General features: G+C 70.8%; 19 protein-coding genes. 7 read left to right on the top strand and 12 right to left on the bottom strand.

The annotated features are described in order from the left end of the window. Positions 1 to 4: 4 nt before the first annotated feature. Together ACX80I_RS11010 and ACX80I_RS11005 are read right to left on the bottom strand one after the other, a co-directional pair. Positions 5 to 1,336 (bottom strand): TIGR01906 family membrane protein, encoded by a 1,332-nt coding sequence (locus tag ACX80I_RS11010; RefSeq protein WP_459345146.1) that lies wholly within the window; start codon positions 1,334 to 1,336, stop codon positions 5 to 7. A gap of 139 nt (positions 1,337 to 1,475) precedes the next feature. Continuing rightward, a complete protein-coding gene (locus tag ACX80I_RS11005; RefSeq protein WP_459345145.1) occupies positions 1,476 to 2,468 on the bottom strand; it encodes a stage II sporulation protein M in 993 nt (330 codons plus the stop codon). A 112-nt stretch (positions 2,469 to 2,580) separates the two neighbouring features. Here ACX80I_RS11005 and ACX80I_RS11000 point away from each other — a divergent pair, with 112 nt between their 5' ends. Next, complete coding sequence (locus ACX80I_RS11000) at positions 2,581 to 3,381, top strand: RDD family protein (protein WP_459345144.1); 801 nt, start codon at positions 2,581 to 2,583, stop codon at positions 3,379 to 3,381. Positions 3,382 to 3,408: 27 nt separating this feature from the next. Here ACX80I_RS11000 and ACX80I_RS10995 read toward each other — a convergent pair whose 3' ends face one another. The 4 genes from ACX80I_RS10995 to ACX80I_RS10980 all read right to left on the bottom strand — a co-directional run bounded on the left by ACX80I_RS10995 (position 3,409) and on the right by ACX80I_RS10980 (position 7,116). Next, positions 3,409 to 4,710: a L,D-transpeptidase gene (locus ACX80I_RS10995; protein ID WP_459345143.1), complete on the bottom strand. Its 1,302-nt coding sequence runs from the start codon at positions 4,708 to 4,710 to the stop codon at positions 3,409 to 3,411. Positions 4,711 to 4,875: 165 nt separating this feature from the next. Next, positions 4,876 to 6,375, bottom strand: coding sequence for an adenosylhomocysteinase (gene ahcY, locus ACX80I_RS10990; RefSeq protein WP_459345142.1), 1,500 nt, complete (start codon positions 6,373 to 6,375; stop codon positions 4,876 to 4,878). A 58-nt stretch (positions 6,376 to 6,433) separates the two neighbouring features. Further along, entirely contained in the window at positions 6,434 to 6,622 is a 189-nt protein-coding gene (locus ACX80I_RS10985; protein ID WP_459345141.1) for a Trm112 family protein, read from the bottom strand. 107 nt (positions 6,623 to 6,729) lie between these two features. Continuing rightward, entirely contained in the window at positions 6,730 to 7,116 is a 387-nt protein-coding gene (locus ACX80I_RS10980; protein ID WP_459345140.1) for a DUF3499 domain-containing protein, read from the bottom strand. A gap of 126 nt (positions 7,117 to 7,242) precedes the next feature. On the opposite strand from ACX80I_RS10980, the gene ACX80I_RS10975 reads away from it, so the two are divergent. Then, entirely contained in the window at positions 7,243 to 7,737 is a 495-nt protein-coding gene (locus ACX80I_RS10975; protein WP_459345139.1) for a metallopeptidase family protein, read from the top strand. A gap of 34 nt (positions 7,738 to 7,771) precedes the next feature. Here the strand turns inward: ACX80I_RS10975 and ACX80I_RS10970 are convergent, their stop codons facing one another. The 3 genes from ACX80I_RS10970 to ACX80I_RS10960 form a co-directional block, all read right to left on the bottom strand. Next, positions 7,772 to 9,559, bottom strand: a complete 1,788-nt coding sequence (locus ACX80I_RS10970) for a DUF5719 family protein (RefSeq protein ID WP_459345138.1) — start codon at positions 9,557 to 9,559, stop codon at positions 7,772 to 7,774. Beyond that, the gene (locus tag ACX80I_RS10965) at positions 9,556 to 13,083 is read right to left on the bottom strand and encodes a glycosyltransferase family 2 protein (protein ID WP_459345170.1); all 3,528 of its coding nucleotides are present in this window, start codon (positions 13,081 to 13,083) and stop codon (positions 9,556 to 9,558) included. The genes ACX80I_RS10970 and ACX80I_RS10965 overlap by 4 nt, the downstream gene beginning before the upstream one ends. Positions 13,084 to 13,151: 68 nt before the next feature. Further along, entirely contained in the window at positions 13,152 to 13,745 is a 594-nt protein-coding gene (locus tag ACX80I_RS10960; protein ID WP_459345137.1) for a WhiB family transcriptional regulator, read from the bottom strand. Positions 13,746 to 13,985: 240 nt separating this feature from the next. Here ACX80I_RS10960 and ACX80I_RS10955 point away from each other — a divergent pair, with 240 nt between their 5' ends. After that, the gene (locus ACX80I_RS10955; protein WP_459345136.1) at positions 13,986 to 14,753 is read left to right on the top strand and encodes a TIGR03089 family protein; all 768 of its coding nucleotides are present in this window, start codon (positions 13,986 to 13,988) and stop codon (positions 14,751 to 14,753) included. Here the strand turns inward: ACX80I_RS10955 and ACX80I_RS10950 are convergent. Next, the gene (locus ACX80I_RS10950) at positions 14,728 to 15,303 is read right to left on the bottom strand and encodes a GtrA family protein (protein WP_459345169.1); all 576 of its coding nucleotides are present in this window, start codon (positions 15,301 to 15,303) and stop codon (positions 14,728 to 14,730) included. The two genes, ACX80I_RS10955 and ACX80I_RS10950, sit on opposite strands and share 26 nt — an antisense overlap. Positions 15,304 to 15,612: 309 nt before the next feature. Here ACX80I_RS10950 and ACX80I_RS10945 point away from each other — a divergent pair, with 309 nt between their 5' ends. From ACX80I_RS10945 to manA, 4 genes are all read left to right on the top strand, one after another. Further along, entirely contained in the window at positions 15,613 to 16,767 is a 1,155-nt protein-coding gene (locus ACX80I_RS10945; RefSeq protein WP_459345135.1) for a 5-(carboxyamino)imidazole ribonucleotide synthase, read from the top strand. A 123-nt stretch (positions 16,768 to 16,890) separates the two neighbouring features. Continuing rightward, entirely contained in the window at positions 16,891 to 17,394 is a 504-nt protein-coding gene (purE, locus tag ACX80I_RS10940) for a 5-(carboxyamino)imidazole ribonucleotide mutase (protein WP_459345168.1), read from the top strand. Continuing rightward, complete coding sequence (locus ACX80I_RS10935; RefSeq protein ID WP_459345167.1) at positions 17,394 to 18,965, top strand: LCP family protein; 1,572 nt, start codon at positions 17,394 to 17,396, stop codon at positions 18,963 to 18,965. The genes purE and ACX80I_RS10935 overlap by 1 nt, the downstream gene beginning before the upstream one ends. Before the next feature lie 48 nt (positions 18,966 to 19,013). Beyond that, a complete protein-coding gene (gene manA / locus ACX80I_RS10930; RefSeq protein ID WP_459345134.1) occupies positions 19,014 to 20,381 on the top strand; it encodes a mannose-6-phosphate isomerase, class I in 1,368 nt (455 codons plus the stop codon). Positions 20,382 to 20,452: 71 nt separating this feature from the next. Here manA and ACX80I_RS10925 read toward each other — a convergent pair whose 3' ends face one another. Together ACX80I_RS10925 and glpX are read right to left on the bottom strand one after the other, a co-directional pair. After that, positions 20,453 to 21,496, bottom strand: a complete 1,044-nt coding sequence (locus ACX80I_RS10925) for a lipid II:glycine glycyltransferase FemX (protein ID WP_459345133.1) — start codon at positions 21,494 to 21,496, stop codon at positions 20,453 to 20,455. 61 nt (positions 21,497 to 21,557) lie between these two features. Next, complete coding sequence (gene glpX, locus ACX80I_RS10920) at positions 21,558 to 22,610, bottom strand: class II fructose-bisphosphatase (protein WP_087074845.1); 1,053 nt, start codon at positions 22,608 to 22,610, stop codon at positions 21,558 to 21,560. Positions 22,611 to 22,746 lie beyond the last annotated feature (136 nt).

The following is a 22,746-nucleotide window of genomic DNA, read 5'->3' as shown; positions in this document are numbered from 1 at the left end:
CCCGTCAGGAAGCCTCGAGGGCCTCCCGGTATCGGGCCTGCGCCGCTTCCTGCGCCAGCATCGAGCGTTCCCGCCGTGCCCGGGTCGGCCAGGTGAGGACGAGCGTGAGGACGGTCGCCGCCAGGACGAGCACCGCGATCGTGACGGCGGAGTCCGTCCAGAACTGCTCCGGGAACAGCCTGATCAGCGTGTCGTCGATGCGGAAGGTCCAGGTGCCGTTGGCGAAGAACAGTGCGTGCACCTGCGTGAAGAAGGTCTCCCAGGCAAGGACGGCGAGGACGGTCAGGACGGCGATGCCGACGAGCGTGAGGACGGCACCCGAGAACAGCGCGCGCCGGACCCCGCCCTTGTACTTCCGCGCGAGGTAGACACAGGCGAGTACTGCGAGCACGAACAGCACGAGGGCGATGAGGAAGGACAGACCCAGCACGCCCTTCACGTCGGCCATGTGGCCGACCTCCGACTCGAGGAACAGCGGATCGCCCTCCGGAGTCACTAGACCCCCGAGGTATCGCGGCGGCGCGAGGTTCACCACGTAGTCCAGCGCGTAGGAGCCGTAGGTCATGCGGTCATCCAGCGAGAACCCGAACTGGTCGGCAGGGAAACCCGGCCGGTGGTATTCGAGCCACAGGAACGACGACGTCGCGACGGCACGGACTGCCGCTGCCACCACGATGACGGGGAAGAAGAGCGCGACGACGACCTGCAGGAAACGCGGGAGGGCGGGCTTCGCGGCCACGGCCTGGTCGCGTACCGCCGCCCGGCGTGCCGCGTCCCTGTCCGGCGGGCGCACGGAGAGCGCACCGGTGTCCGTCGAGGGCTCCCCGTGGACAGCCGACGCGTGGCTCCCGCCGCTCTGCGCACCGGCCGAGGGCTGCGCCACCGGGGAAGGAACTGCAGCCTCGGCACCCGTGGAGGCACCAGCCTCCGCGCCGTCCACCCGATCTGCAGGTCCTGCGCCCGGGGTCGGGTACGGGTTCACCGTTGGGTTCGATCCATCGTCGGCGACGTGCGCTCCTCGGTGCGGCGCATCAGCGGAACGGGTGCCGGTGTCGTCGAGGCGAGGTCCGTCCTGCACTACAGGCAGCATCCGGGTCTCCGGATCGCCCCCGTCGGCGCGGGCGCCCTCCTCGGAGCCGGGGCGCTCTTCCGGGTCCTCCCCCGGCCGGGCCTCGGGCAGCGTGCCCGCTTCCCGCAGGTCGCGCTGGGCGACGCCCGCCACCGGGACGTCGCCCGGCACCGCTGCGCGAGCACCCGACCGGCCTGCCGCCGCTTCGTCGTCGTCCGGGCGGTGCCCGCCGGAAGCGGTTGAACGTGTGCTGTCGGTCTCTGACACTGCGCTGTCTCCTCGTTTGTCGCCACCGGCGCTGGCCCCGGCATCTCCGACAGTACCGGCCGCGCGGGCGACCGGCCGGGAGACTCCCCGGCACCCACCCGGCCACCTCATACCGTGATGACGGCGGCGCCCGGGCACCTCATGCCGTGATGACGGCTTCGCCCCGGTCGACGGTCCCGAGGTCCCCCCGGTACCCCGCGGCGACGGCCCGCCGGCCGAGGACCAGCGTGTAGGCCCAGTACGCGGCGAGGACGAGGAGGCCGATCGTGAGGCGGAGCCAGTGCGGCAGTCCGCTCGGTGTCACGAAGCCCTCGACCAGGCCGGAGACGAGCAGCACCAGGACCAAGCCGAGCGCCACGGTGATCAGTGCACGCCCTTCCTCCGCCAGGGCCACGGAGCGGAGCCTGCGCCCCGGCGCCACCCACGCCCAGAAGATGCGCAGGCCGGCCGCCGTGGCGATGAAGATCGCGGTGAGCTCCATGAAGCCGTGCGGCAGGATGTAGAAGAAGAAGACGTCGAGCCTGTCATGGGCGGCCATCATGCCGGCGGCCACGCCGAGGCCCTGCGCGTTCTGGTACAGGATGAAGGCCGGCCAGATGCCCGTCACCCCGAAGGCGACCGCCTGCAGCGCGATCCAGGCGTTGTTGGTCCACACCATGCCCGAGAAGGATGCGGCGGGGTTCTCCGAGTAGTAGTTGACGAAGTCCTCCTCCACATAGCGCCGGAGGTCCTCCTCCGTCCCGAGCGCCTGGATCACGCCGGGCGTCCCGACCACCCACTGGGCATAGAGCCACGTGACGGCGAGGAAGATTCCGCCCACCACGACGGTGAGCCACCGGATGCGGTAGAAGGCGGCCGGCAGGGAGAACACGAAGAAGGAGGCGGCATCCTCCATGACGTGAGACCTCGCTCCGGTGAAGCGCGTCCGGGCACGCGAGAGGCGCGTGGACAGTGACCCCGACAGCGCGCTCTCGGGGTCGACCGAGCGGATGATGGACAGGTGCGTCGACACCCGCTGGTAGAGGACCAGCAGTTCGTCCGATTCCGCACCGTCCAGCCTGCGCCGCCGTACGAGCTCGTCCAGGCGTTGCCAGTCGTTGCGGTGTACGGCGATGAATGCGTCCACGTCCATGCGCCTAACCCTATAGTCCGCTCCCGCCGGCGATAGGCTGGGCACGGCGTCGCGGAGCGGCTTTCCGCCCCGGCACCGGAATCGCACAGCAGCAGCTGCCCAGGGGGAACATATGAGTTCGGTCGTCACCGGTGAAGCAGTCGTCCTGGAGCTTCGACCCGCCGGCTTCGCCGCCCGTGGGCTGAGCGTCCTGATCGACGTCGTCGCCCAGGTCATCCTCGCGGTCCTCCTCCTGCTGTTGATCGGGAACGTCTTCGACGGCGTCCTCGACGCCGCGCTCACGAGGGCGCTCGTGCTCGTCGTCGTCGTCCTGCTCCTGGTCGTCCTTCCGGTGACCGTGGAGACCCTCACCCGCGGGAAGTCGCTGGGACGCCTGGTGATGGGCCTGCGGATCGTGCGCGACGACGGCGGTGCGATCCGCTTCCGCCACGCCTTCATCCGCGGCATGCTCGCCATCCTGGAGATCTACATGCTCGGCGGATCGCTCGCGTTCATCGTGTCCCTGTTCAACGAGAAGTCCAAGCGCCTCGGCGATCTCCTCGCCGGGACCTATGCGATGCGGGAGCGCGTCGTCGTCCGGCCACGCGCACTCGCCGTCATGCCGCCGGGGCTGCAGCAGTGGTCGGAGACCGCCGACATCGGCCGCCTCCCCGATGCCCTCGCCCGCAGGATGTCGCAGTTCCTGGCCTCCGCGCCGAAGCTCACGCCCCAGGCGCGGCACACGCTGTCCGTCGACCTCGCCGCCGAGGCGAGCCACCACGTCTGGCCCCCGCCGCCCGGGGCCACGCCGCCCGAGGACTTCCTGCACGCGGTCGTCGCCGCGCGCCGGGACCGCGACTACGCGGCGATGATGCGGCAGCGGGAACGGACGGAAGCGACGGCGGCGAGGCTCCACACCCTGCCGTTCAGCTAGCGCTCGCAGCCCGCGTCGGCGGTCCGCCTACGGCTGGTTGACCCACTCGTCCCAGGGGACGTTCCAGTCACCGAAGCCGTCCCAGACGTACATGGGTCCGTACCCCGTGTTCAGGATCCTCACCACGTCGCCCGGGCCGAAGGTGTTGTAGAAGTACTCCGCGCCCTCGGGTGACATCCCGATGCAGCCGTGGGAGACGTTGAAGCTGCCGAGGGCCACCTGTGCCCCGGGCAGTGCCTCGTGGACGAAGGCACCACCGTTGCTCAGCCGGCTCGCGTGGTTCACCACGGTGGGCGGGTAGTACGCCGGGTCTCCGGGCTTGAGCCCGATCGATTCCGCCCTGAACTGCGTGGATTCGTAGTGCTCCATCACCACCATGTACCCCTCGGTGGAGGGCCACTCCTCGGTGCCCAGCGTGATGGGGAAAGTCCGGTCCAGCTTCCCGTCGAGGTACACGTTCATGGTCTTGGTCGCGTTGTCGACGACGGCGATGCGCGCGTTGTGGGTCTTCACGGTCATCGTCGTGTCGGCATTGCCGATCATGCCGTTGCCGAGATCGACCCCGAAGAGGTTGAGCTTCACCGTGATGGTGCTGTTCGGCGCCCAGAACGTCTCGGGACGGTAGCGCACCTTGGTGTCGGACAACCAGTAGAAGGCACCGGGCTGGCCGCTCGTGCTGGTCACCGTGATGGCCTTCTCCACCGCATCGCGGTTCGTCACGGGCTCGCTGAAGGTGAACTCCAAGGGCTGGCCGGTGCCGACCGTGCTTCCGTCGAGCGGGAACAGCGAGGCATCGGCGGCATGGGCGGGATCGACCGTCACGAACGTCGATATCGTGTTCTGCGCCTGACCCGCGGAGTCGAGCACGGTGTAGGAGAACGTGTACTGGGTGTTGAAGGCGAGCCGCTCGGTGGCGGTCCAGCTCGCGCCGTCAGCGGAGATGGTCCCGGCCACCGGCGTGCCGCCCCCGCTGGGTATCAGTTCGACGGCGTCGAGCGTGGCACCCTCGACCGTCACGGCCGCGACCGTGGCCGGGTTGACCCCATAGGCCTGATCGGTGGGGGTGACGCCCAGGGTGTATTCGCCGGCGGGACCCTGGGACGCAGGAGGCTGCGGAGCTGCCGGAGCAGTCCGGGCCGGGACCGACGGCGGGGACGAGGGGGACGACTGCGGGGCCGAGGACGGCGGGCCGCCGGCCGACGCGTCGTTCCAGGGTGATGCCGTGGCGATCCCGACGCCGCCCCCGATGACGACGACCGCCGCGGCTCCGATGGCGGCGATCTTCCAGCCCTTACGGCGTGGCACGGCCTCGTTCGATTCCTGTTTCATGCATCCGCCCCTCAGTAGCTGCCCGGAAGCGACATTACGCGACGGGGCGGGCCCCGCCGGGCAGGCGGGACGCAGTTTTGACAACGATTCGGCCGCTACCGGGACCTCGTACGGGTCCGGTAGCGGCCGAAGGAAAAGCGCTCGAAGGAACGGCGCCGGTGGGTTCTAGTAGCGGTACTGCTCGGGCTTGTACGGCCCGGCCACATCGATATCGAGGTACTCGGCCTGGCCCTTGGTCAGCTCCGTGAGCTCGACGCCGAGGGCGTCGAGGTGCAGGCGGGCCACCTTCTCGTCGAGGATCTTGGGCAGGACGTAGACCTCGTTCTCGTACTCGCGGTTGCCCTCGGCGTCCTCCTTCTCGAACTTGGTGAAGAGTTCGATCTGGGCGATCGTCTGGTTCGCGAAGGAGTTGCTCATGACGAAGGACGGGTGTCCGGTCGCGTTGCCGAGGTTCAGCAGGCGGCCCTCGGACAGCATGATGATCGAGTGCTTCTCCACGCCCTCGGCCTCGGTCGCCGGGATGACCCACTCGTGGACCTGGGGCTTGATCTCGATCTTCTCGACACCGGGGATGCGGGCGAGTCCGGCGATGTCGATCTCGTTGTCGAAGTGGCCGATGTTGCCCACGATCGCCTGGTGCTTCATGCCTGCCATGTGGCGGGCCATGATGACGTCCTTGTTACCCGTGGTGGTGATGAAGATGTCGCCCTGGCCGAGGACGGTCTCGAGCTTCGCGACCTGGTAGCCGTCCATGGCGGCCTGCAGGGCGCAGATCGGGTCGATCTCCGTCACGATGACGCGGGCACCCTGGCCGCGGAGGGCTTCGGCAGCGCCCTTGCCGACGTCGCCGTAGCCGCAGACGACGGCGACCTTGCCACCGATGAGGACGTCCGTGGCGCGGTTCAGCCCGTCGGGGAGGGAGTGGCGGATCCCGTACTTGTTGTCGAACTTGGACTTCGTGACGGAGTCGTTCACGTTGATGGCCGGGAAGAGGAGCTTGCCCTGTGCGGCGAGCTGGTACAGGCGGTGCACGCCCGTCGTCGTCTCCTCGGTGACGCCCCGGATACCGGCGGCGATGGCCGTCCATTTCTGCGGCTCGGACTCGATCGTGGCACGCAGGGTGTCGAGGAACACGGTGTACTCGTGGGAGTAGTCGGCGTCGCCCTCCTGGGGGTTCGCCGGCATGGCGCCCAGGGCCTCGAACTCGGCGCCCTTGTGCACGAGCATGGTCGCGTCGCCGCCGTCGTCCAGGATCATGTTGGGGCCGAGGCCCTCGGCCTGTCCCGGCCAGGTGAGGATCTGGGTGGCGGTCCACCAGTAGTCCTCGAGCGACTCGTTCTTCCAGGCGAAGACAGGGACACCGGCGGGCTCCTCGACGGTGCCCTTCCCGACGACGACGGCCGCTGCGGCCTCGTCCTGCGTGGAGAAGATGTTGCAGGATGCCCAGCGGACCTCGGCCCCGAGGGCGGTCAGAGTCTCGATGAGCACGGCCGTCTGCACGGTCATGTGGAGGGAGCCTGCGATGCGGGCACCCGCGAGGGGCTGCGTGTCGGCGAATTCGCGGCGCAGCGCCATGAGTCCGGGCATCTCGTGCTCCGCGAGGCGGATCTGGTGGCGCCCCGCCTCGGCGAGCGAAAGGTCGGCAACTTTGTAGTCGAACGTCATGGTGTGCTGTTCCTAGCTGGAGTTCGGAGGATGCGGGGGCAGTGCGTGCGCTGCTGCCCTAGGAGGCGCGGACGGCGCGCAGTCCGGCGCGGAGGAGCACGGGAATGCCTTCGTCGAGCTCGTAGGTCAACGCCCCGCCGTCGGGCCCCTCGGCGGTGGACCGGAGGACGGCGCCTTCCTGGACCAGGCGAGACCCGGTGACGGGGCACCGCAGGACGTCGAGCAACTGCTGTGGGAGGTTCGCCATGGGAAAGCTTTCGCTCGGGGAGGTGGGGATTCTGCGTCCCATTCTACCGCGAGGGGGTTCGGCAGCCTCAATCGGTGCCGGAGGATGCGATGTTGGACGGCGCGGTGTCAGGGGTCCCGCAGGATCCTCAGGTGGCCGCGCCGGGGACCGGTGACGCCGGCCGGGGGCTCCATGGGCGCCCTGCTCCCACGCTGGGGAGTCGCGGGCTGCTCCGTCGAAGGCTCCGCCGCGGCTTCCCGAACCGCATCGGCGAGGGCCAGGAGGTCGTCCGAATTGTGCTCCGGTACGACGTCGGGAAGCGTCAGGCGGACCACCTCCCATCCCCTGGGCACGGTGAGGCGCTCGGCGTGGACCGCGCAGAGGTCGTAGGTGTGGGGTTCCGCGTACGTCGCGAGGGGACCGAGCACCGCCGTCGAGTCCGCGTAGACATAGGTGAGGGTGGCGACCGCCGACCGCTGGCAGGCTGATCTCGAGCATTGACGGAGTGATCCCACGATCGGCAAGCCTACCGGGGATTGCGGCCCGCGCGCCCCGTGACGCGCTCCGGGGGCTGTGCAGCCCGCGATGACAACGCCTTTCGGGGAGTGCAGGCGGGAGGTTCAAGGCTTACAGTTCTTTACATGCACGATGCTTCCACTTTTTCGGTCAACCTGACCGATCCGACGGCCCCGGAAGGCCGTTCGGCGAGGTCGTTCTACGAGCGTCGGCGGAACCGCCGTGGGCGCGGCATGCGTGGCGAACTGCTCCCCCCGCACCTGCCCGGCTCGCGCTCGAGGTCGGAGCAGTTCGACGACTGGGTGATGGAATCGGCGCAGCGGCTCGAGCGGCTGTGGGGCGAGCGCATCCAGGACCTGCAGATCGTGGTGCAGGAGATTCCCGACGGCCTCGAGGACATGACGCCCGAGACCCTGCGGGGCCTGCTCGGGTCGTGCTCCCCCGCGGCACCCGGGCAGCCGGCGGTCATCACCATCTACCGCCATCCCGTGCTGATGGCGGCCAAGTCCCTCATGCCGGTCAACGAACTCATCCACGACGTCGTCGTCGAACAGACCGCAGAGCTCATGGGGCTGGCGCCGGAGGCCGTGGACCCCGCCTACGGTCGCTCCCAGGCCTGAGCCCGCGGCGTTCTCCGCCGGCCGGACGGCCCGGCTAGTAGCCGAGTTCCACCGGGATGCTCAGCGGGCCCGTACTGCCCGCCGGCACACCTGCCACCGAGATCCCCGCCCGCGCCCCGGGAAGAGTCATGACCTGCGCACCGTAGACCGGGTCACCCGTCGCCGCGATGAGGACGGCTGCAGGTGCCCGGCCGAGTGACGACGACGGCACCGACACGGAGGTGCCTCCCGCGATCCCGATCACGACTGGCTTCCCGAGTGCGCCACCGGCGGCGACGGGAGTGAGCGTGACCTCGCCCCTGCCGCTCGGCGCGCCGAGCACGAGGGCGGTGTCCACACCCTCGGCGAGGGCCATGGCGGAATCGCTCCCCAGGCGGACGGCGGCGGGAGCCGACGCGAGGTCGACGGGCTCGCCGTCGTCGACGCCACGCGTAACGCGCGCCGATGCCACCACCGAGACGTCGGAAGCGATGGCGATGGTGTAGCTGCCCTCGGGCAGGGACGCCAGGGGCACGGCAGCCACGGAACCGGCGGTCGCCGTCACGACTCCCCCGCCGGGCAGCTCGACTTCCCCGTCGGGGCCGTAGACCTTGATGTCGAGGACGGCGTCGCTCGATCCGGGTACGAGCACCTGCAACTCAGGGGTGGCGGCCGCGTATCCCTTCTGGTCGCGGATACGGCGCGCCGTCGCGGAGTCCTGGACGACGACGCCGGGCACCACCTGGGCAGTGCCGGCAGGGGCGCTGGGCGAGAGCAGTTCCACCCCGCCGGGCGTGAGGCGGCGGAGGACACTCTGCTGGATGACGCCTGCGATGCGTCCGCCGTCGCTGCGGACGCGGACGGCCACGCGGTCCTGGTCGCCGGCCAGCGCTGCGAGGACGATGCTGCGGGTCTCGCCCGGCGCGACCAGCTGCCCGCGCGTGCCGGCTGCCTCGATGAGCCCGTCCTGCCCGTACAGCTCGAGGGTCACAGCGGCCGGCGTCCCGGTCGGGTTCGTCAGCAGGAGGACCGAGGACTGGCCGACGGCGGTGGCGGCACCGACGAGCCAGAAGTCGCTCGAGGGCACCTGGCAGGCCGTCGCGGCGAGCCCGCGGAGGTCTCCGTCACCGGCGGTGTAGGTGGAGGTCGCTGCGGCAACGGGTGTGAGGCCGCCCTGGGGCTGCGCGCGGAAGACCGAGGCGTCCGCAACCCGGACGCCTCGGAAGACACCGGCGACGCGATTGGTCAGGCCGTCCGTGCCGCTGCTTGCAGGACGCTCCGCCAGGGACGCCTCGGACGCGAACTCCTCGATGAGTGACAGCGGCTTGCCCCCGCCGACCGGCAGCAGCCCGCTTCCGGTCAGCGTTGCACTCAGGTCACTGAGCACCATCCCGGACACGGTCGTCTTCGCGGTGGCGGACGCCGGGCTGAACTCGGGATCCGCGCCCTCGACGGCTGCCTCGAGCAGGCGGGGCGGGGCGGGGCAGACCGCGGTGTAGTCCCCGGCCGGCACTGCGGCCACCGGCACGGGGCGGGCGGTGTCGGACGGCGGGACAAGAGCATCCGTGACGGTGCCCGAAGCGATGGCCGCTGTCGCCGCGAGGAGGAGGACGCCCGTCGCCGCACCGACCGCGGTACCGACCCGGGCCCGACGCACTGCGCCGGCGCAGGTCCCTGCCGCCCTGTCGCGGGCGACCGCCCGGGCAGCGACGGCGCTGTCGACGGACTCCGGGGTCCCGGCACCGGGCTCGCCGCGGTCCTGGAGTCCCGCGCTCGTCGCCGTGCCGCGGTCCTGGAATCCCGCGCTCGCCGTCGTTCTGTCGCGCTTGCGTCCCCGGGTCACGATCGGCCTCTTCCACTGGTCACGGGCTGGGAATCGTCCGCCAGGCCGTCGGCCTCCGCGCCCGACCCGGTGGTCGGATCGGAGGGGTCCGCCGGGGCGGTCGGGTCAGTCAGGTCGGTCCGGTCGGAGGGGACCGTCAGGACGGGCGGGGCGGTCGGGTCAGTCAGGTCGGCCCGGTTGGAGGAGGCTGTCACGACGGCCGGGTCGGAGGGTTCTGCCAGGTCGGCCCGGTCGTCCGGGTACGACGGACGACGCCGGTCGGAGGAGTTCGGGCGGCGGCCGCCCGGCGGCCGGACGACCCGCGGTCGCGACGGGATGGGAATCGCCAGGAGCACGGTGAGCCCGAGGATGATCGCCTGCGCGGTCTCTGCCCAGGGCTGGTAGGGACTCACGTAGGAGACCGCCACCGTTCCGCCGTCGGCGGGCAGTGCGAAGGCCTGGCGCCATCCTGCCGACGTCGTCTGCAGCCTGCGCCCGTCGAGGGTCGCCTGCCAGCCGGGGTCGGCTTCCTCGGCGAGGACGAGGGTCCTGCCCTCGGCCCCCGCCGCGATGGTGCCTCGTGCGTCCAGAGCTCCGGATGCGACCAGCTCCTCCGTGCGGCCGTCCGCGTCGACCACCCGGACGCGTGCCGTGCGGTTGCCTGCGTCCTCCGTGCCGTCGTCGAGCACAGGGGCGACGCGCCAAAGCCGCCCCGCGTCCGTGTCGCCCACGGCCGTGAGGCCCGGGACGGAGTCGATGCGGCCGCTGAGGAAGCCACCCGTGGTGCCGGACTCCCGGAGGACCACGAACCCGACGCCGAGGTCGTGGAGGTCCTCCCGCGGGTCCGCACCGGTAGCGCCGACGATCACGGCGACGGTGGTCCGGAGGAGCCGCGCGGACTCGCTGTTCTCGCGCAGTGCGTTCCCGCTCCCCTGCAGGGTGCGGGCGGCGACCACCGGGTTCAGCGCATCCAGGGTGGTCCCGGATCCGCGCATGAGGGAAGCGCCCACGATGTCGTCGTCGTCGCCGACGGTGATGACCAGCGTTCGCGTGCGGTCGGGTCCCGTGCCCCGGTCCGCGGCGGTGGCGGGCAGGGGGCGCTCGGCTGCTGGTTCGAGGACGAGGCCCGTGCCGAAATCGGTGGTCCCGGCCCCGGTGTCGGGCGCCTCCTCCGCCGGGGCCCCCGGGAGGACCACGGGTTCGGCGGCTCCGGCGGGGGGACCGGCGATCCCGGGTGCCAGCCACAGGCCGAGGCTGAGCAGCGGTCCTGCGGCGAGGACGATGCCGCCCGCGATCTGCACCGGTCGACGGCGGGCGCCGCGACGTGCAGCCGGCACCTCTCCGTCCTGCGGACCGGGCAGCCCCGAGAGGCCGGCCGCCAGGAGGCACAGGGACATCACCGACACGAGCGGACCGGAGAAGGGCGGGATCAGGGAGGTGGCGGCTACCGCGACAGGCAGCGCCGGGGCAACGGCCGCCAGTGCGAGGGCGAGGACCGTGACCAGCCAGAAGAAGCGCACAGCGGTGCGGTGGCCGCCCCGGCTGAACAGCGCGGCGGCCGCCAGCACGAGAACGGGCCCGCCGATGACGACGGCGGCCACAAGTGCCGGCCCCGCCCCGAGGACGCCGGCCGATGCCGGTGGGAGCAGGGGCTGGAAGGACACGGGGAAACCGAGGAGTTGCTGCCAGGGGGCAGCCGGAGCGAAGGGAACCGGGAGGCCGGGATCACCGAGGAGTCCGCGCGGGTCCCGCAGCGCTGACAGGGCATACGGCAGGTGCAGCGCCACGACCGGCAGGAGCGTCCACCACAGAGTACGGGCGCGGCGTCGACCCGCGACCAGGGTGAGGGCGAGCCCGACGAGCACCAGAGGGAGAAGAGACGGCGCGGAGGCGGTGACGACGGCAAGGACCAGCCCGGCGGCCGCCGCGGCGGTCCAGCTCCGGGTGCCATTGATGCCCGGCGTGATGATGCCTTCGGGCAGCGCGCGTTCCGTCTGCGCACCCCCCACCGCCCGGACGATCCCGAGTAGCGCCAGCGGCAGCAGGAGGTGGGCGATCAGGGCGCCGAGGCGCCCGCTGCCCAGAGCCACCTGCAGGGCGGGTGCCGCTCCCCAGAAGAGGGCGGCCCACAGGCGCAGGCCGCGCGAGCGCGTGAAGGCCGCGGAGGCGAACCATGCGGACAGCCCCGCCAGCGGCAGGGCACAGACGATCGTGACGACGACGGCGGTGTTCGCCGAGCCCAGTCCCAGCAGGGAGAGGAGCCAGAGGACGTAGGTGAACGGGGAACCGTGGGCGGCGGAGCCGGTGCCGAGGCCCGTCCACCATGCGGTCGCGCTGTCCCAGACGGCACCGGGTGTCTGTGCCACCGGCAGCAGCGCACCGCCCGCGAGGGCCTGCGCTCCGACCAGCAGGTGAAGGCCCACGAGGGCCGCGGCCAGAAGCACGACGACGGCGACGACGGCGCCCGCCCCGACCCACGGCCGGGCGGGAGCTGTGAGTGCGGCGAAGTCATCGTGGCTGTCGCCCGATGGTACGTACTCCTCCGTGGCCTGCAGTCCCTCCGGGCCGCTGTAGCCCCCGCGTGAGGTGAAGGCGTCGAGGACGGACCTGCGGTGGGACCAGACGTCGCGGCGGGAGGTCACCAGGGACCGGACGATCGACCGGGGCAGTGTCCTGCTACGGGCGGCGGAGCGGCGGGACCGCAGGAGGTGGAGTGGCCGGAAGACCCCGCCGAGGCTCCCGAGCAGTTGTCCGGTGCCGTGCGCGGGGTCCTTCGCCAGGAGCCCCAGGAGGAACCGGACCAGGCCCCCGAGCACGGCTCCGACAGCCAGGAAGGGCACGATCCACGGGGCCGCATGCTTGAGCCGGAGGTACACCTCGGCGGCACGGGCGGCATGGGGGGTGGACGCAGGATGCGGCCGGGAACTCGCGTGGCGCAGGACGGCGTGGGGTACCACCACCACCCGGTTGCCCGCGAGGCGGTTCCGCCAGCACAGGTCGACGTCGTCGCCCACGCCGTGGAAGGCGGGGTCGAATCCGCCGAGGGCGTCCCACACGTCCCGGCGCACGAGCATTCCCGCGGAGTTGACGGCGAAGACGTCGCTCCGGGCGTCGTACTGCCCCTGGTCGTGCTCGTCGACATCGATGAGCGTGAGGCGCTCAGCCCACCTGCTGATGGACAGACCGACGTCCACGAGTTCGCGGGGGTCGTCCCAGGCCACCTGCTTCGCTCCCGCGACAGTCACCGAGGGCGCACGCTCCACGGCGAGGAGGAGTTCGGCGAGCGCGTCGGGCTCGGGTGCGGAATCGTCATGGAGGAGCCAGAGCCAGTGCTGCGTACTCCCGTCCTCCGAGGTCCGGGGTGCAGGGATCTCGGCGACAGCGGTCCGCACCGCGGTGCCGAATCCGGCCCGCACAGGCGCTCCGACCACCGGGCTCCCGGCCGGCAGCTGGAGCTGGAGGATGGAGGCGGAACCGTCCGTCGATCCACTGTCGACGCCGACGCAGAAGTCGGCGGGGCGGGTCTGGCGTTCGAGGGCTTCCAGTGTTCGCGGGAGGTACGAGGCGCCATTGTGGGCTACGACGATGGCGGTGACACGGAGGTGGAGCTGAATCAGACTGCTCGCTTCCGCAATCTGCGCCGCTCGCGCTCGGAGAGGCCACCCCAGATACCGAAGCGCTCGTCGTTCTCCAGCGCGTACTCGAGGCATTCGGACTTCACGATGCAGGCGCCGCAGACCTTCTTGGCGTCACGGGTGGAGCCGCCCTTCTCGGGGAAGAACGCCTCCGGGTCCGTCTGCGCGCACAGCGCGTCGGCCTGCCAGGAGAGTTCGCCGTCGTCGTCCGGGTTGCCCGGCACCAGCGGCAGGCCGACCCAGGCCGGCTGCCCGGCGGGGGCCGAGTGCGGCCGTGCGTCCTCGAGCTCGTCCGGCAGGATGCCGGAGGTCTCCGGATCCAGGCTGGGCAGGACGAACAGGCTGCTCGGACGGTCCTCGACGTCGGGGAGTGAGGTCAGCGCCTCATGCGCGGCGAGGAAGGCCGTTGCCTGGTCCTCGAGCACGGAGCGGGTCTCTTCACGGTACCGCTCCCCTGCCAGGGGGTCTGCGGGGTCCAGGAACCAGTCGGCAGGAACGCCCCGTGAGCCGTAGCGGGCCGAGGCCTGCGCTGCGATGTCTGGTCGTTCCTGAATGCGTTCTGCCTGCCCCATGTCAGCCTTCCCGGTGTTGCCGTTCCAACATCAGCATGGGTCGACCCTCGCGCCCCGCTGCTGGAACAAATCCGATGAGCTAATTACACGTGTGTAAGTCCGACCCGTCAAGCGGGGAGGGGATCTTATAGACTCGGAAGCAGACATTCACGGGCGCCACGCCGATTTGACTACCTGTTCGACTACCTGCTTTTGGTGGCGGACCCGAGTAGTCCGGCCGCCCAGAACGGAAGGGCCATCATGCCACAGACACCTGCAGGGCTCCTGGCCAGGCTGCGGTCCGTCCATCCCTCCTCGCCCCGTCTCGTCTGGCACGGCCGGGACGGCCGGATCGAGCTGTCGGGGCGCGTGTTCGACAACTGGGTGGCCAAGAGTTCGAACCTCCTCGCGGACGAACTCGACGCGGCCGGCGGCACCCTCGTCGAGTTCGACCTCCCCGTCCACTGGAAATCCGTGGCGCTCGCCTTCGCGTGCTGGCAGGTCGGCGCCGTCACCGTCCTGCAGGACGGAGTCCTCCCCGACCCTGCTCCCCCGGTCTCCCCCGGGCACCCGCAGGGGGCCGACATCGTCCTGTCGTCGCACGAGGGCGCCGACGTCGCCCCGCCCCGCCTGCTCGTGTGCGTGGCGCTCGGGTCCCTCGCGCTCCGGTGGGACGGTCCGCTGCCCCGGGGTGCAGTGGACTTCGCGGCGGAGGTCCGCTCCCACGGCGACGTCTACCTCGGAGAGCCCGGCGCCGGCGACGCCCCGCTCGTCTCCACCGGCGGCCGGTCCCTGGCGGCCGCGGACCTCGCGGGCCTCGTGACGCTGCCGCCCGCCGGGGACTCCGGTAGCTCCGGTGACGCTCCCACCGTGCTCCTCGAACCGGGAACGGACCTCCTGCGCGTGCTCGCTGCCGCCCTCGCCGTGTGGCAGCAGGACGGCACGCTCGTCCTCGTGGAAGAGGGCGTCCCCGTGACCGACCGTCTGCTGGCCGGCGAACGGGTCACGGGCCGGCTGGGGACTGCCTGACCGGCTCGGCCGCCTCGACGGGCATGTCGACCGGTCCGTCGGCCGGCTCGCCCGCCGCGACCGGGTGATCGCCCGACTCCGCGCTGTGCGGGTGGAGGATCTCCTGGTCGTGGCTGAACTCGGGCTCGGCGTCGAGCTCGGCGCTGAAGACCCAGAAGCGGTAGGCGACGAAGCGCACCAGGGTGGCGAGCGCGGTGCCGAAGATACCAACCAGGAAGAGGGGGCTCGGCTCCGTGACGTCGAAGACGTACTTGGCGACCCAGACGCAGCCGGCCGCGATGCCCATCCCGATGACGTTGATGAAGATGAACATGACGAGCTCGCGGGCGGCGTTGGGCTGCCGCCGGTGCCGGAAGGTCCAGTAGCGGTTCGCCACCCAGGCGAAGATCGTCGCGACGCCGGCGGAGACGAAGCGGGCCTTCACCTCACTACCGCTCATGGGACCGTGGATCAGGTACCAGTACAGGCCGTTGTCTATGACGAAGGCCACTCCGCCGACGGCACCGAACTTCGCGACTTCGCGCCAGAAAAGGGACGCGAGGCCCCGCATCCGATCCATCAGTCCTGCCACTGCAACCTCCACGGTCTGAATGAGAACGCCGTGAATCCCGGGGGGAGACCCCGGCGATTGCAGGACCAACCGCGACAGGGGCCAGCAGAGCGAGCCACCCCGGCTGACCTTTGCATGGCGTGTTTCGTCCTATTTTACGGTGTGTGTGCTACTGCAGGGTTGCCGGACGGACTCCGGCAGCCTGAGAGTCCGCCGGGAATCCGTGGTAGCGGAGGTGCCCGCGGCTGCCCGGAGGAGGTGCGGCCCGGGAGCGATGCCGGGAGCGGCCCGCTCGGTAGGTACCCTGTGATGGTGACTTTTCCAGTAGTAGGCGTGGTCGGCGGCGGCCAGCTCGCGCGCATGATGGCCGGTCCCGCAGTCGAACTCGGGCTCACGCTCCACGTCCTCGCCGAGGGACCCGACGTGTCCGCGGTGGCCGCCGTGGCCCACTCGAGCGTGGGCGACTACCGCGACCCCGAGACCCTGCGGGCGTTCGCCGCCGGGGTCGATGTCGTGACCTTCGACCATGAGCACGTGCCGGGCGAGCTCCTCGACGAGCTCGCCCGCGAGGGCGTCGCCATCCATCCCTCACCGGCTGCGCTGCGCCACGCCCAGGACAAACTGGTGATGCGACGGGCCGTGGAGGAGCTGGGCCTGCCGAATCCCCGATGGAGGGCCGTCAGCGGCACGTCCGACGTCGAGGCCTTCGCGGCGGAGACGGGATGGCCCGTGGTCCTGAAGACCCCCCGCGGCGGGTACGACGGCAAGGGGGTCCTCGTCCTGCGCGACGCCGACGGGCTCGCGGCCGCGGAGTCCTGGTTCACCGGCGGGGAGCTGCTGGTGGAGCAGTTCGTCCCGTTCAGCCGTGAGCTCTCCGTGCTGGTGGCGCGCCGTCCGTCCGGCCAAGCCGTGACGTGGCCGGTCGTCGAGTCGATCCAGGTGAACAGCGTCTGCGACGAGGTGATCGCACCCGCACCGGACCTGCCCGAGGACGTCGCCGCTGCCGTCACCGCAGCCGCGCTCCGCCTCGCCGAGAGCCTCGATGTCACCGGCGTCATGGCCGTCGAACTGTTCGAGACGCCCGGCCTCGGTGCCGGGTACCTGGTCAACGAGCTCGCCATGCGTCCCCACAACTCGGGCCACTGGACCATGGACGGCGCCGTGACGGGCCAGTTCGAGCAGCACCTACGCGCGGTCCTCGACCTGCCGCTGGGAGCGACGGACCCCGTGGGCCGGCACACCGTGATGAAGAACATCCTCGGCGGACCGAACCTCGACATCTACGCGGCGTACCAGTCGGCGTTGTCCTCAGGACCATCGGCTAAAGTGCACTTCTACGGCAAGGACGTGCGTCCCGGCCGCAAGATCGGACACGTCAATGCGCTGGCGGCCCCGGAGGAACCGCTCGAGGCCGTCCGGGCCCGGGCCACGAGGGTTGCCGCGATACTCCGCGACGGCGCCTGACGACCTCGCCAGGACCGATGGATCGACCGGCCCGGATCAACGGACGGGGATCGCCCGGAATACGCAGGATTACCAAGGATCAACCGGAGGAATGCAGTGACGAACGCTCAGGTGGGCCTTGTGATGGGCTCGGATTCGGACTGGCCCGTCATGGAGGCCGCAGCGGCGGCGCTGGCCGAGTTCTCCATCCCCTATGAGGCCGACGTCGTCTCCGCGCACCGCATGCCCACCGCCATGATCGAGTACGGCCGGACCGCGCACGAGCGGGGCCTGCGTGTGATCATCGCCGGCGCCGGCGGAGCAGCGCACCTCCCCGGCATGCTCGCCTCCGTGACTCCGCTCCCCGTGATCGGCGTGCCGGTCCCCCTGCGCTACCTCGACGGCATGGACTCCCTGCTGTCGATCGTGCAGATGCCGGCAGGCGTTCCCGTCGCGACGGTGTCGATCGGCGGGGCCCGCAACGCCGGCCTCCTCGCCGTCCGGATGCTCGCGGCCGGCACGGACGAGCAGGCGCAGGTCCTGCGCAGGCAGCTCGTCGAGTTCGCGGGCGCGCTCCGGGAGACCGCGGAGAACAAGGGCGCGGCCCTTCGCGACCGCATCGCAGCCTCGACCGCCGAGAAGTCATGATGACCGGCACGCGCGTGCAGGGCACGGATGGCGAGGGCACGACCGGCCTCACCAATCCCGTGAGGTACCCGGAGGCCGCATCACCCGCGGTCCGCACGAAGCGGGCCTTCGTCCTCCTGGCTCTGACCCTCGTCCTGCCAGGGTCCGCGCAGGTCGTCGCCGGCGACCGCCGGCTGGGCCGCCGGGCGCTGAGGACCACCTTCACCTGCTGGGCGCTCGTCCTCCTCGGACTGGTCCTCGCCCTGACCAACCGCAGCCTGGCCGTCGGCGTCGTCACCCACCGCTGGTGGTCCCTCCTGCTGATCGTCGCACTGCTGGGCATGGCCGCGGCCTGGGCCCTGCTGTTCATCAACACCCTGCGTCTGATCAGGATGCCCCTGCTCGACCGCGGCGTACGTCCCCTCGTGGCCGGCACCCTGGTCCTGCTCATGGCGCTCACCAGCGGCTCCCTGGCCTACGGCGCCTACGTGCTCGGGGTCGGCCGGTCGACGGTGGGGTCGATCTTCCAGACCGGTCCGGCGTTCGACCCCGTGGACGGACGGTACAACTTCCTGCTCATGGGAGGGGACGCCGGCGAGGACCGCACGGGCCGGCGGCCCGACAGCATCTCGGTCATCAGCGTCGATGCCGAGACGGGCTCGACGGTGACCTTCAGCATCCCCCGCAACTTCCAGAACGCACAGTTCTCCGACGACTCCCCACTCTGGGAGGCCTACCCCGACGGGTACAACTGCGGCGACCCCTGCATCATCAACAGCCTCTACACCGACGTGACCCAGAACTACGCCGATCTATACCCGGGCGCTGCGGACCCGGGCGCCGAGGCGATGATGGACGCCGCGAGCGGCGTCCTGGGGATCGAGGTCCAGGCCTACCTCCTCGTCGACATGAACGGCTTCGAGAAGCTGGTGGACGCCATGGGCGGCATCAGGATCGATGCAGGCGGCTGGGTCCCGATCACGGCCGGCGAGATCCCCGGCACGGACCCCATCCGCCACTACCCGCCCGACGGGTGGATCAAACCGGGGGTCCAGACGCTCGATGGCTACCATGCCCTCTGGTACGCGAGGTCGCGCGAGTTCGTGACGGACTACGACCGCATCTCGCGCCAGCAGTGCGTCCAGCAGGCCATGATCGCCCAGCTCGATCCCGCCACCGTGCTGACCCGGTTCCAGTCCATCGCGGCTGCCGGCACCCAGATTGTCGAGACGGACATCCCCCAGGACCAGCTGGCGAGCTTCGTGGACCTCGGGCTGAAGGCGAAGGGCCAGCAGACCCGTCGCCTGACCATCGGCCCCCCGGACTTCGGCACGCCTGCGGAGAACTTCGTGACCTACCCCGACTTCGACCGCATCCACAGCCGGGTGCAGCAGACCCTGGCGCAGGGTTCTGCAGAACCGGGCGCGGCGGGCCCGCTGCAGCTCGACCGTGCGGCGCTCGTGGAGGAACTGCCGGCACAGACCACGGGCGACGGCATCACCGAGGAATACCTGCAGGAACTCGCCACCATCGGTGACGACGCCACCCTCGGCGAACTGCTGGCGAACAACGGCGAGTGCTCCCCCGCCTGACCCCGCCCGGCCCGTACGCCCGACCACCCCCAGCCGAAGGATCCGACGATGTACCTCCTGGACAACACCCTTCGCCCCTACGCGTGGGGCTCGGAACGCGCGATCGCCGAGCTGCTCGGACGGGAGCCGTCCGGCGGGCCCGAGGCCGAGCTATGGGTCGGCGCCCACCCCGACTCGCCCTCGCAGGCCGTTCAGCCGGACGGCGCCCGGCGCAGCCTCGCGGACCTGATCGCCGAGGACCCCGAGGGGCTCCTCGGCGAGGCGACGGCAGCGCGCTTCGACGGCCGACTCCCCTTCCTTCTCAAGGTCCTCGCCGCAGGCTCGGCCCTGTCCCTCCAGGTGCATCCGAGCCTGGAACAGGCCGCTGCAGGCTACGACGCCGAGGAAACCGCCGGTATTCCGCGGGACGCCCCGCACCGCAACTACCGGGACCGGAACCACAAGCCCGAGATGATCTACGCGCTCACCCCGTTCGAGGCGCTGTGCGGATTCAGGCCGCTGTCCGAGGCCCTGCGCACCTTCACGGCCCTCGCGTCCGCCGTCGAGCCCGGCTCATGGACCCATGAACTCCTCGACTCCGTCGCAGCCCAGCTTTCGTCCGGCGCGGACTCGGCGTTGCGGTCCGCCTTCACCCTGCTGCTCGAGGCGGCACCGGAGGCCGTTGACGCCGTGGTGGCAGCCGTCGCCGGCGCAACGGGTCCGGCCCAGGCCACCAGCGCCGGAGAGGCGGACGCCGTGGCGGCCGATCTCGCGACCGTCGCCGAGCTGTCCGCGCAGTACCCGGGCGACCCGGGGGTGCTCGTCGCGCTGCTGCTCAACCGCGTCTCGCTCCGGCCCGGGGAGGCCCTCTACCTGCCCGCCGGGAACATCCACGCCTACCTCCAGGGCCTGGGGATCGAGGTGATGGCGTCGTCGGACAACGTGCTGCGCGGCGGACTGACGCCCAAGCATGTCGACACGGCCGAACTGCTCTCCACCGTGGTCTTCGAGCCCATCGCACCACCCGCGCTCGCGCCCGAGTACACGCTCCTCGACCAGGAGCTGTACCGCCCACCGTTCGAGGAGTTCCAGCTCCAGCGGATCGTGCTGGGCGACCCTGCGGCGGGACTGCAGGGCGAACCGGCGGACGGCGCGGACAACGGCCACGAGGACAGCCCGCTGCCGGCCGGCGAGAGCCTCACCCCGGCGCACGTCCCCGTGCTGCAGAACGGTCCCGTGCTGGTGCTGGCGGTCAGCGGGCCGATCCTGCTGGACACCCCCAACTCGACCCTCGAGGTCCCCCGCGGCGGCAGCGCCTTCGTCGCTGCTGGGGAGGCGCCGCTCGTCGTGCGTCCAGCCGCCGACGAGCACGGCGCGACGGACGGCCCCGTGCTGGCCTTCGCCGTCACGACCGGCGGCGGGACACCGACGCTCTAGGAGCGGCTCGCCCCGAGGACCAGGCACCGGCGCTCCAGGAACGGGTCGCCCCGAAGGCCAGGCGCCGGCGATCAGGAGCGGCCCGCCCGCACCTGCCGCACTACGCCGAGGACCCGCCCGGCCTGCCGGCGCGCAACCTGCATGCTGCGCTTGGCAAGCGGCAGCGCCCGGCTGAACAGCGGGTAGAACGGCGAGAGCGGCAGGTCCCAGGTACCCGCGAGCTGGTCCTCGTGCTTCGCCCACCCCATCTTGAACTTGGAAACCCCGTCGTTGAGCAGTCCGTTGAAGTCGTAACGCACCACGCCGCGCACCTTCATCTCGGAGATCGCGAACCACTTGAGGGCGTAGTTCGCGCGCAGGCGCTCACCCTCGTCCGTCATGCCGCCATAGAGCTCGAAGGACGTGGTGTCCGTCGCCGACAGCCACAAAAAGGCGACGACGTCGTCCCCGGAGAACGCCGCATACACCGGCGAGGCGTCACCGAGGTTGTCGAAGATGTCGAGGTAGTAGGAGTCCTCGTGGATGCCGAACCCGGCACGCTCCGCCGTCAGCCGGTAGACGTCGAGGCACGCGCCGATCTCGCTCCGGACGACCCGCCGGATCTCGAGGCCCTCTCGCCCGGACTTCCGGATGTACTGGCGGTGCTTCTTGGTCATGTCGGCCAGCAGCTCGTCCTCCGACCGGCTCAGGTCGAGGATGAGCGTCCGTCCGATCAGGATGGTGTTCGTGCTCGCCCTCCAGCCGGCGGCAGGCAGCGCGCGCACCGCATCGCTTGCGGCGTCCCAGTCCGGTTCGATGGACAGTGCGACCGAGCGGTGCGCAGCGCGGACATAGCCCGCGACGGCCTCGAGGACCTCGACCTCGCGCCCAGGGGCAGTCTGGGGACCACGCGGAATGTAGGCCAGGTTCCGCAGCGGAAGCGGCAGGGACCTGCAGACGATCTGCGCCGCACCGACGACCACGCCGTCCTCGGCGACGATCACGCGGTCGGCGCTCCAGCCGTGCGCCGCCTTCGTCTCGCCCCATCCCCACAGCTGCTGGGGATGGCCTCCCAGCTGGTTGACGGTGGTGTCCCACAGGGCACGGTCGAAGCAGGGCGATACGGAGAGGGTCATCCGACCAGCCTATAGGGGCGCACCGCCCGTCCGTTCCCGAGCGGCGCGCCCCGCCGTGCTCCTACTCCTTGATGCGGGCGTACGTCTCCCACTTGTGGGCCTGGTGCTCGCCGTCGACCACGCGGATGGTGCCGGACTTGGAGCGCATGACCATCGACTGCGTCAGGACCTTGTCCTTGCTGTAGCGGACGCCGCGCAGCAGGTCGCCGTCGGTGATGCCGGTCGCAGCGAAGTAGCAGTTGTCGCTCGTCACGAGGTCGTTGGTCGAGAGCACCCGGTCGAGGTCGTGGCCGGCGTCGAGGGCCTTCTGCTTCTCCTCGTCGCTCGTGGGCCAGAGCCGGCCCTGGATGACGCCGCCCAGGGACTTGATGGCGCACGCCGCGACGATGCCCTCGGGCGTGCCGCCGATGCCCATGAGGGCGTCGACGTCGGTGCCCTCGCGGGCCGCTGCGATCGCTCCGGCGACGTCGCCATCCATGATGAACTTGGTGCGCGCGCCGGCCGCGCGGATCTCCTCCACGAGCGGCTTGTGCCGGTCGCGGTCGAGGATCATGACGTTGAGCTGGCTGACCTTCTTGTTGTTCGCCTTCGCGATGAGGTGCAGGTTCTGCTTCACGGGCAGGCGCAGGTCCACCATGTCGGCGGCCTCCGGGCCCGTCACGAGCTTCTCCATGTAGAACACCGCGGACGGGTCGAACATCGAGCCGCGCTCGGCGACCGCGAGGACGGCCAGGGCGTTGTTGATGCCCAGGGCGGTCAGGCGGGTCCCGTCGATCGGGTCGACGGCGACGTCGCACTCGGGTCCGCTGCCGTCTCCCACGCGCTCACCGTTGAACAGCATGGGCGCCTCGTCCTTTTCACCCTCACCAATCACCACGACGCCGTTGAAGTGGACGGTCTGCAGGAGCGAGCGCATGGCGTCGACCGCGGCACCGTCGGCGAGGTTCTTGTCGCCGAAGCCGACCCAGTGGCCGCCCGCGATGGCCGCGGCCTCCGTGACGCGGACGAGCTCCAGCGCGAGGTTCCGGTCCGGTTCGTCGTCCCCGACGGCCAGAGCCGGTGACAGTGTCGAGTACTGGGCATTCTTAGCGTTCTGGGACACGTCTATCCTCATCGTCGAAGGTGTTCAGGCACTGCGCGGGCGTACCTGTCCGTGCTGTCATCATAGGCGGGCCGGGCGCCGTCGTCCCTGTGATACTGCATACGTGCCCGCCGATGAAGCCCCTTCCGGTTAGGTGGCGGGGCCCGCA

It is taken from the genome of Arthrobacter rhamnosi, assembly GCF_054510855.1.
This window is presented reverse-complemented; position numbering and strand designations above follow the sequence as displayed.

Excerpts from the sequence above, each read along its gene's own strand:
- ACX80I_RS11005 (WP_459345145.1), bottom strand. The coding sequence starts at position 2,468 with ATGGACGTGGACGCATTCATCGCCGTACACCGCAACGACTGGCAACGC.
- ACX80I_RS11000 (WP_459345144.1), top strand. The coding sequence starts at position 2,581 with ATGAGTTCGGTCGTCACCGGTGAAGCAGTCGTCCTGGAGCTTCGACCC.
- ACX80I_RS10995 (WP_459345143.1), bottom strand. The coding sequence starts at position 4,710 with ATGAAACAGGAATCGAACGAGGCCGTGCCACGCCGTAAGGGCTGGAAG.
- ahcY (WP_459345142.1), bottom strand. The coding sequence starts at position 6,375 with ATGACGTTCGACTACAAAGTTGCCGACCTTTCGCTCGCCGAGGCGGGG.
- ACX80I_RS10985 (WP_459345141.1), bottom strand. The coding sequence starts at position 6,622 with ATGGCGAACCTCCCACAGCAGTTGCTCGACGTCCTGCGGTGCCCCGTC.
- ACX80I_RS10975 (WP_459345139.1), top strand. The coding sequence starts at position 7,243 with ATGCACGATGCTTCCACTTTTTCGGTCAACCTGACCGATCCGACGGCC.
- ACX80I_RS10960 (WP_459345137.1), bottom strand. The coding sequence starts at position 13,745 with ATGGGGCAGGCAGAACGCATTCAGGAACGACCAGACATCGCAGCGCAG.
- ACX80I_RS10955 (WP_459345136.1), top strand. The coding sequence starts at position 13,986 with ATGCCACAGACACCTGCAGGGCTCCTGGCCAGGCTGCGGTCCGTCCAT.
- ACX80I_RS10950 (WP_459345169.1), bottom strand. The coding sequence starts at position 15,303 with ATGCGGGGCCTCGCGTCCCTTTTCTGGCGCGAAGTCGCGAAGTTCGGT.
- ACX80I_RS10945 (WP_459345135.1), top strand. The coding sequence starts at position 15,613 with ATGGTGACTTTTCCAGTAGTAGGCGTGGTCGGCGGCGGCCAGCTCGCG.
- purE (WP_459345168.1), top strand. The coding sequence starts at position 16,891 with ATGGGCTCGGATTCGGACTGGCCCGTCATGGAGGCCGCAGCGGCGGCG.
- ACX80I_RS10935 (WP_459345167.1), top strand. The coding sequence starts at position 17,394 with ATGACCGGCACGCGCGTGCAGGGCACGGATGGCGAGGGCACGACCGGC.
- manA (WP_459345134.1), top strand. The coding sequence starts at position 19,014 with ATGTACCTCCTGGACAACACCCTTCGCCCCTACGCGTGGGGCTCGGAA.
- ACX80I_RS10925 (WP_459345133.1), bottom strand. The coding sequence starts at position 21,496 with ATGACCCTCTCCGTATCGCCCTGCTTCGACCGTGCCCTGTGGGACACC.
- glpX (WP_087074845.1), bottom strand. The coding sequence starts at position 22,610 with ATGAGGATAGACGTGTCCCAGAACGCTAAGAATGCCCAGTACTCGACA.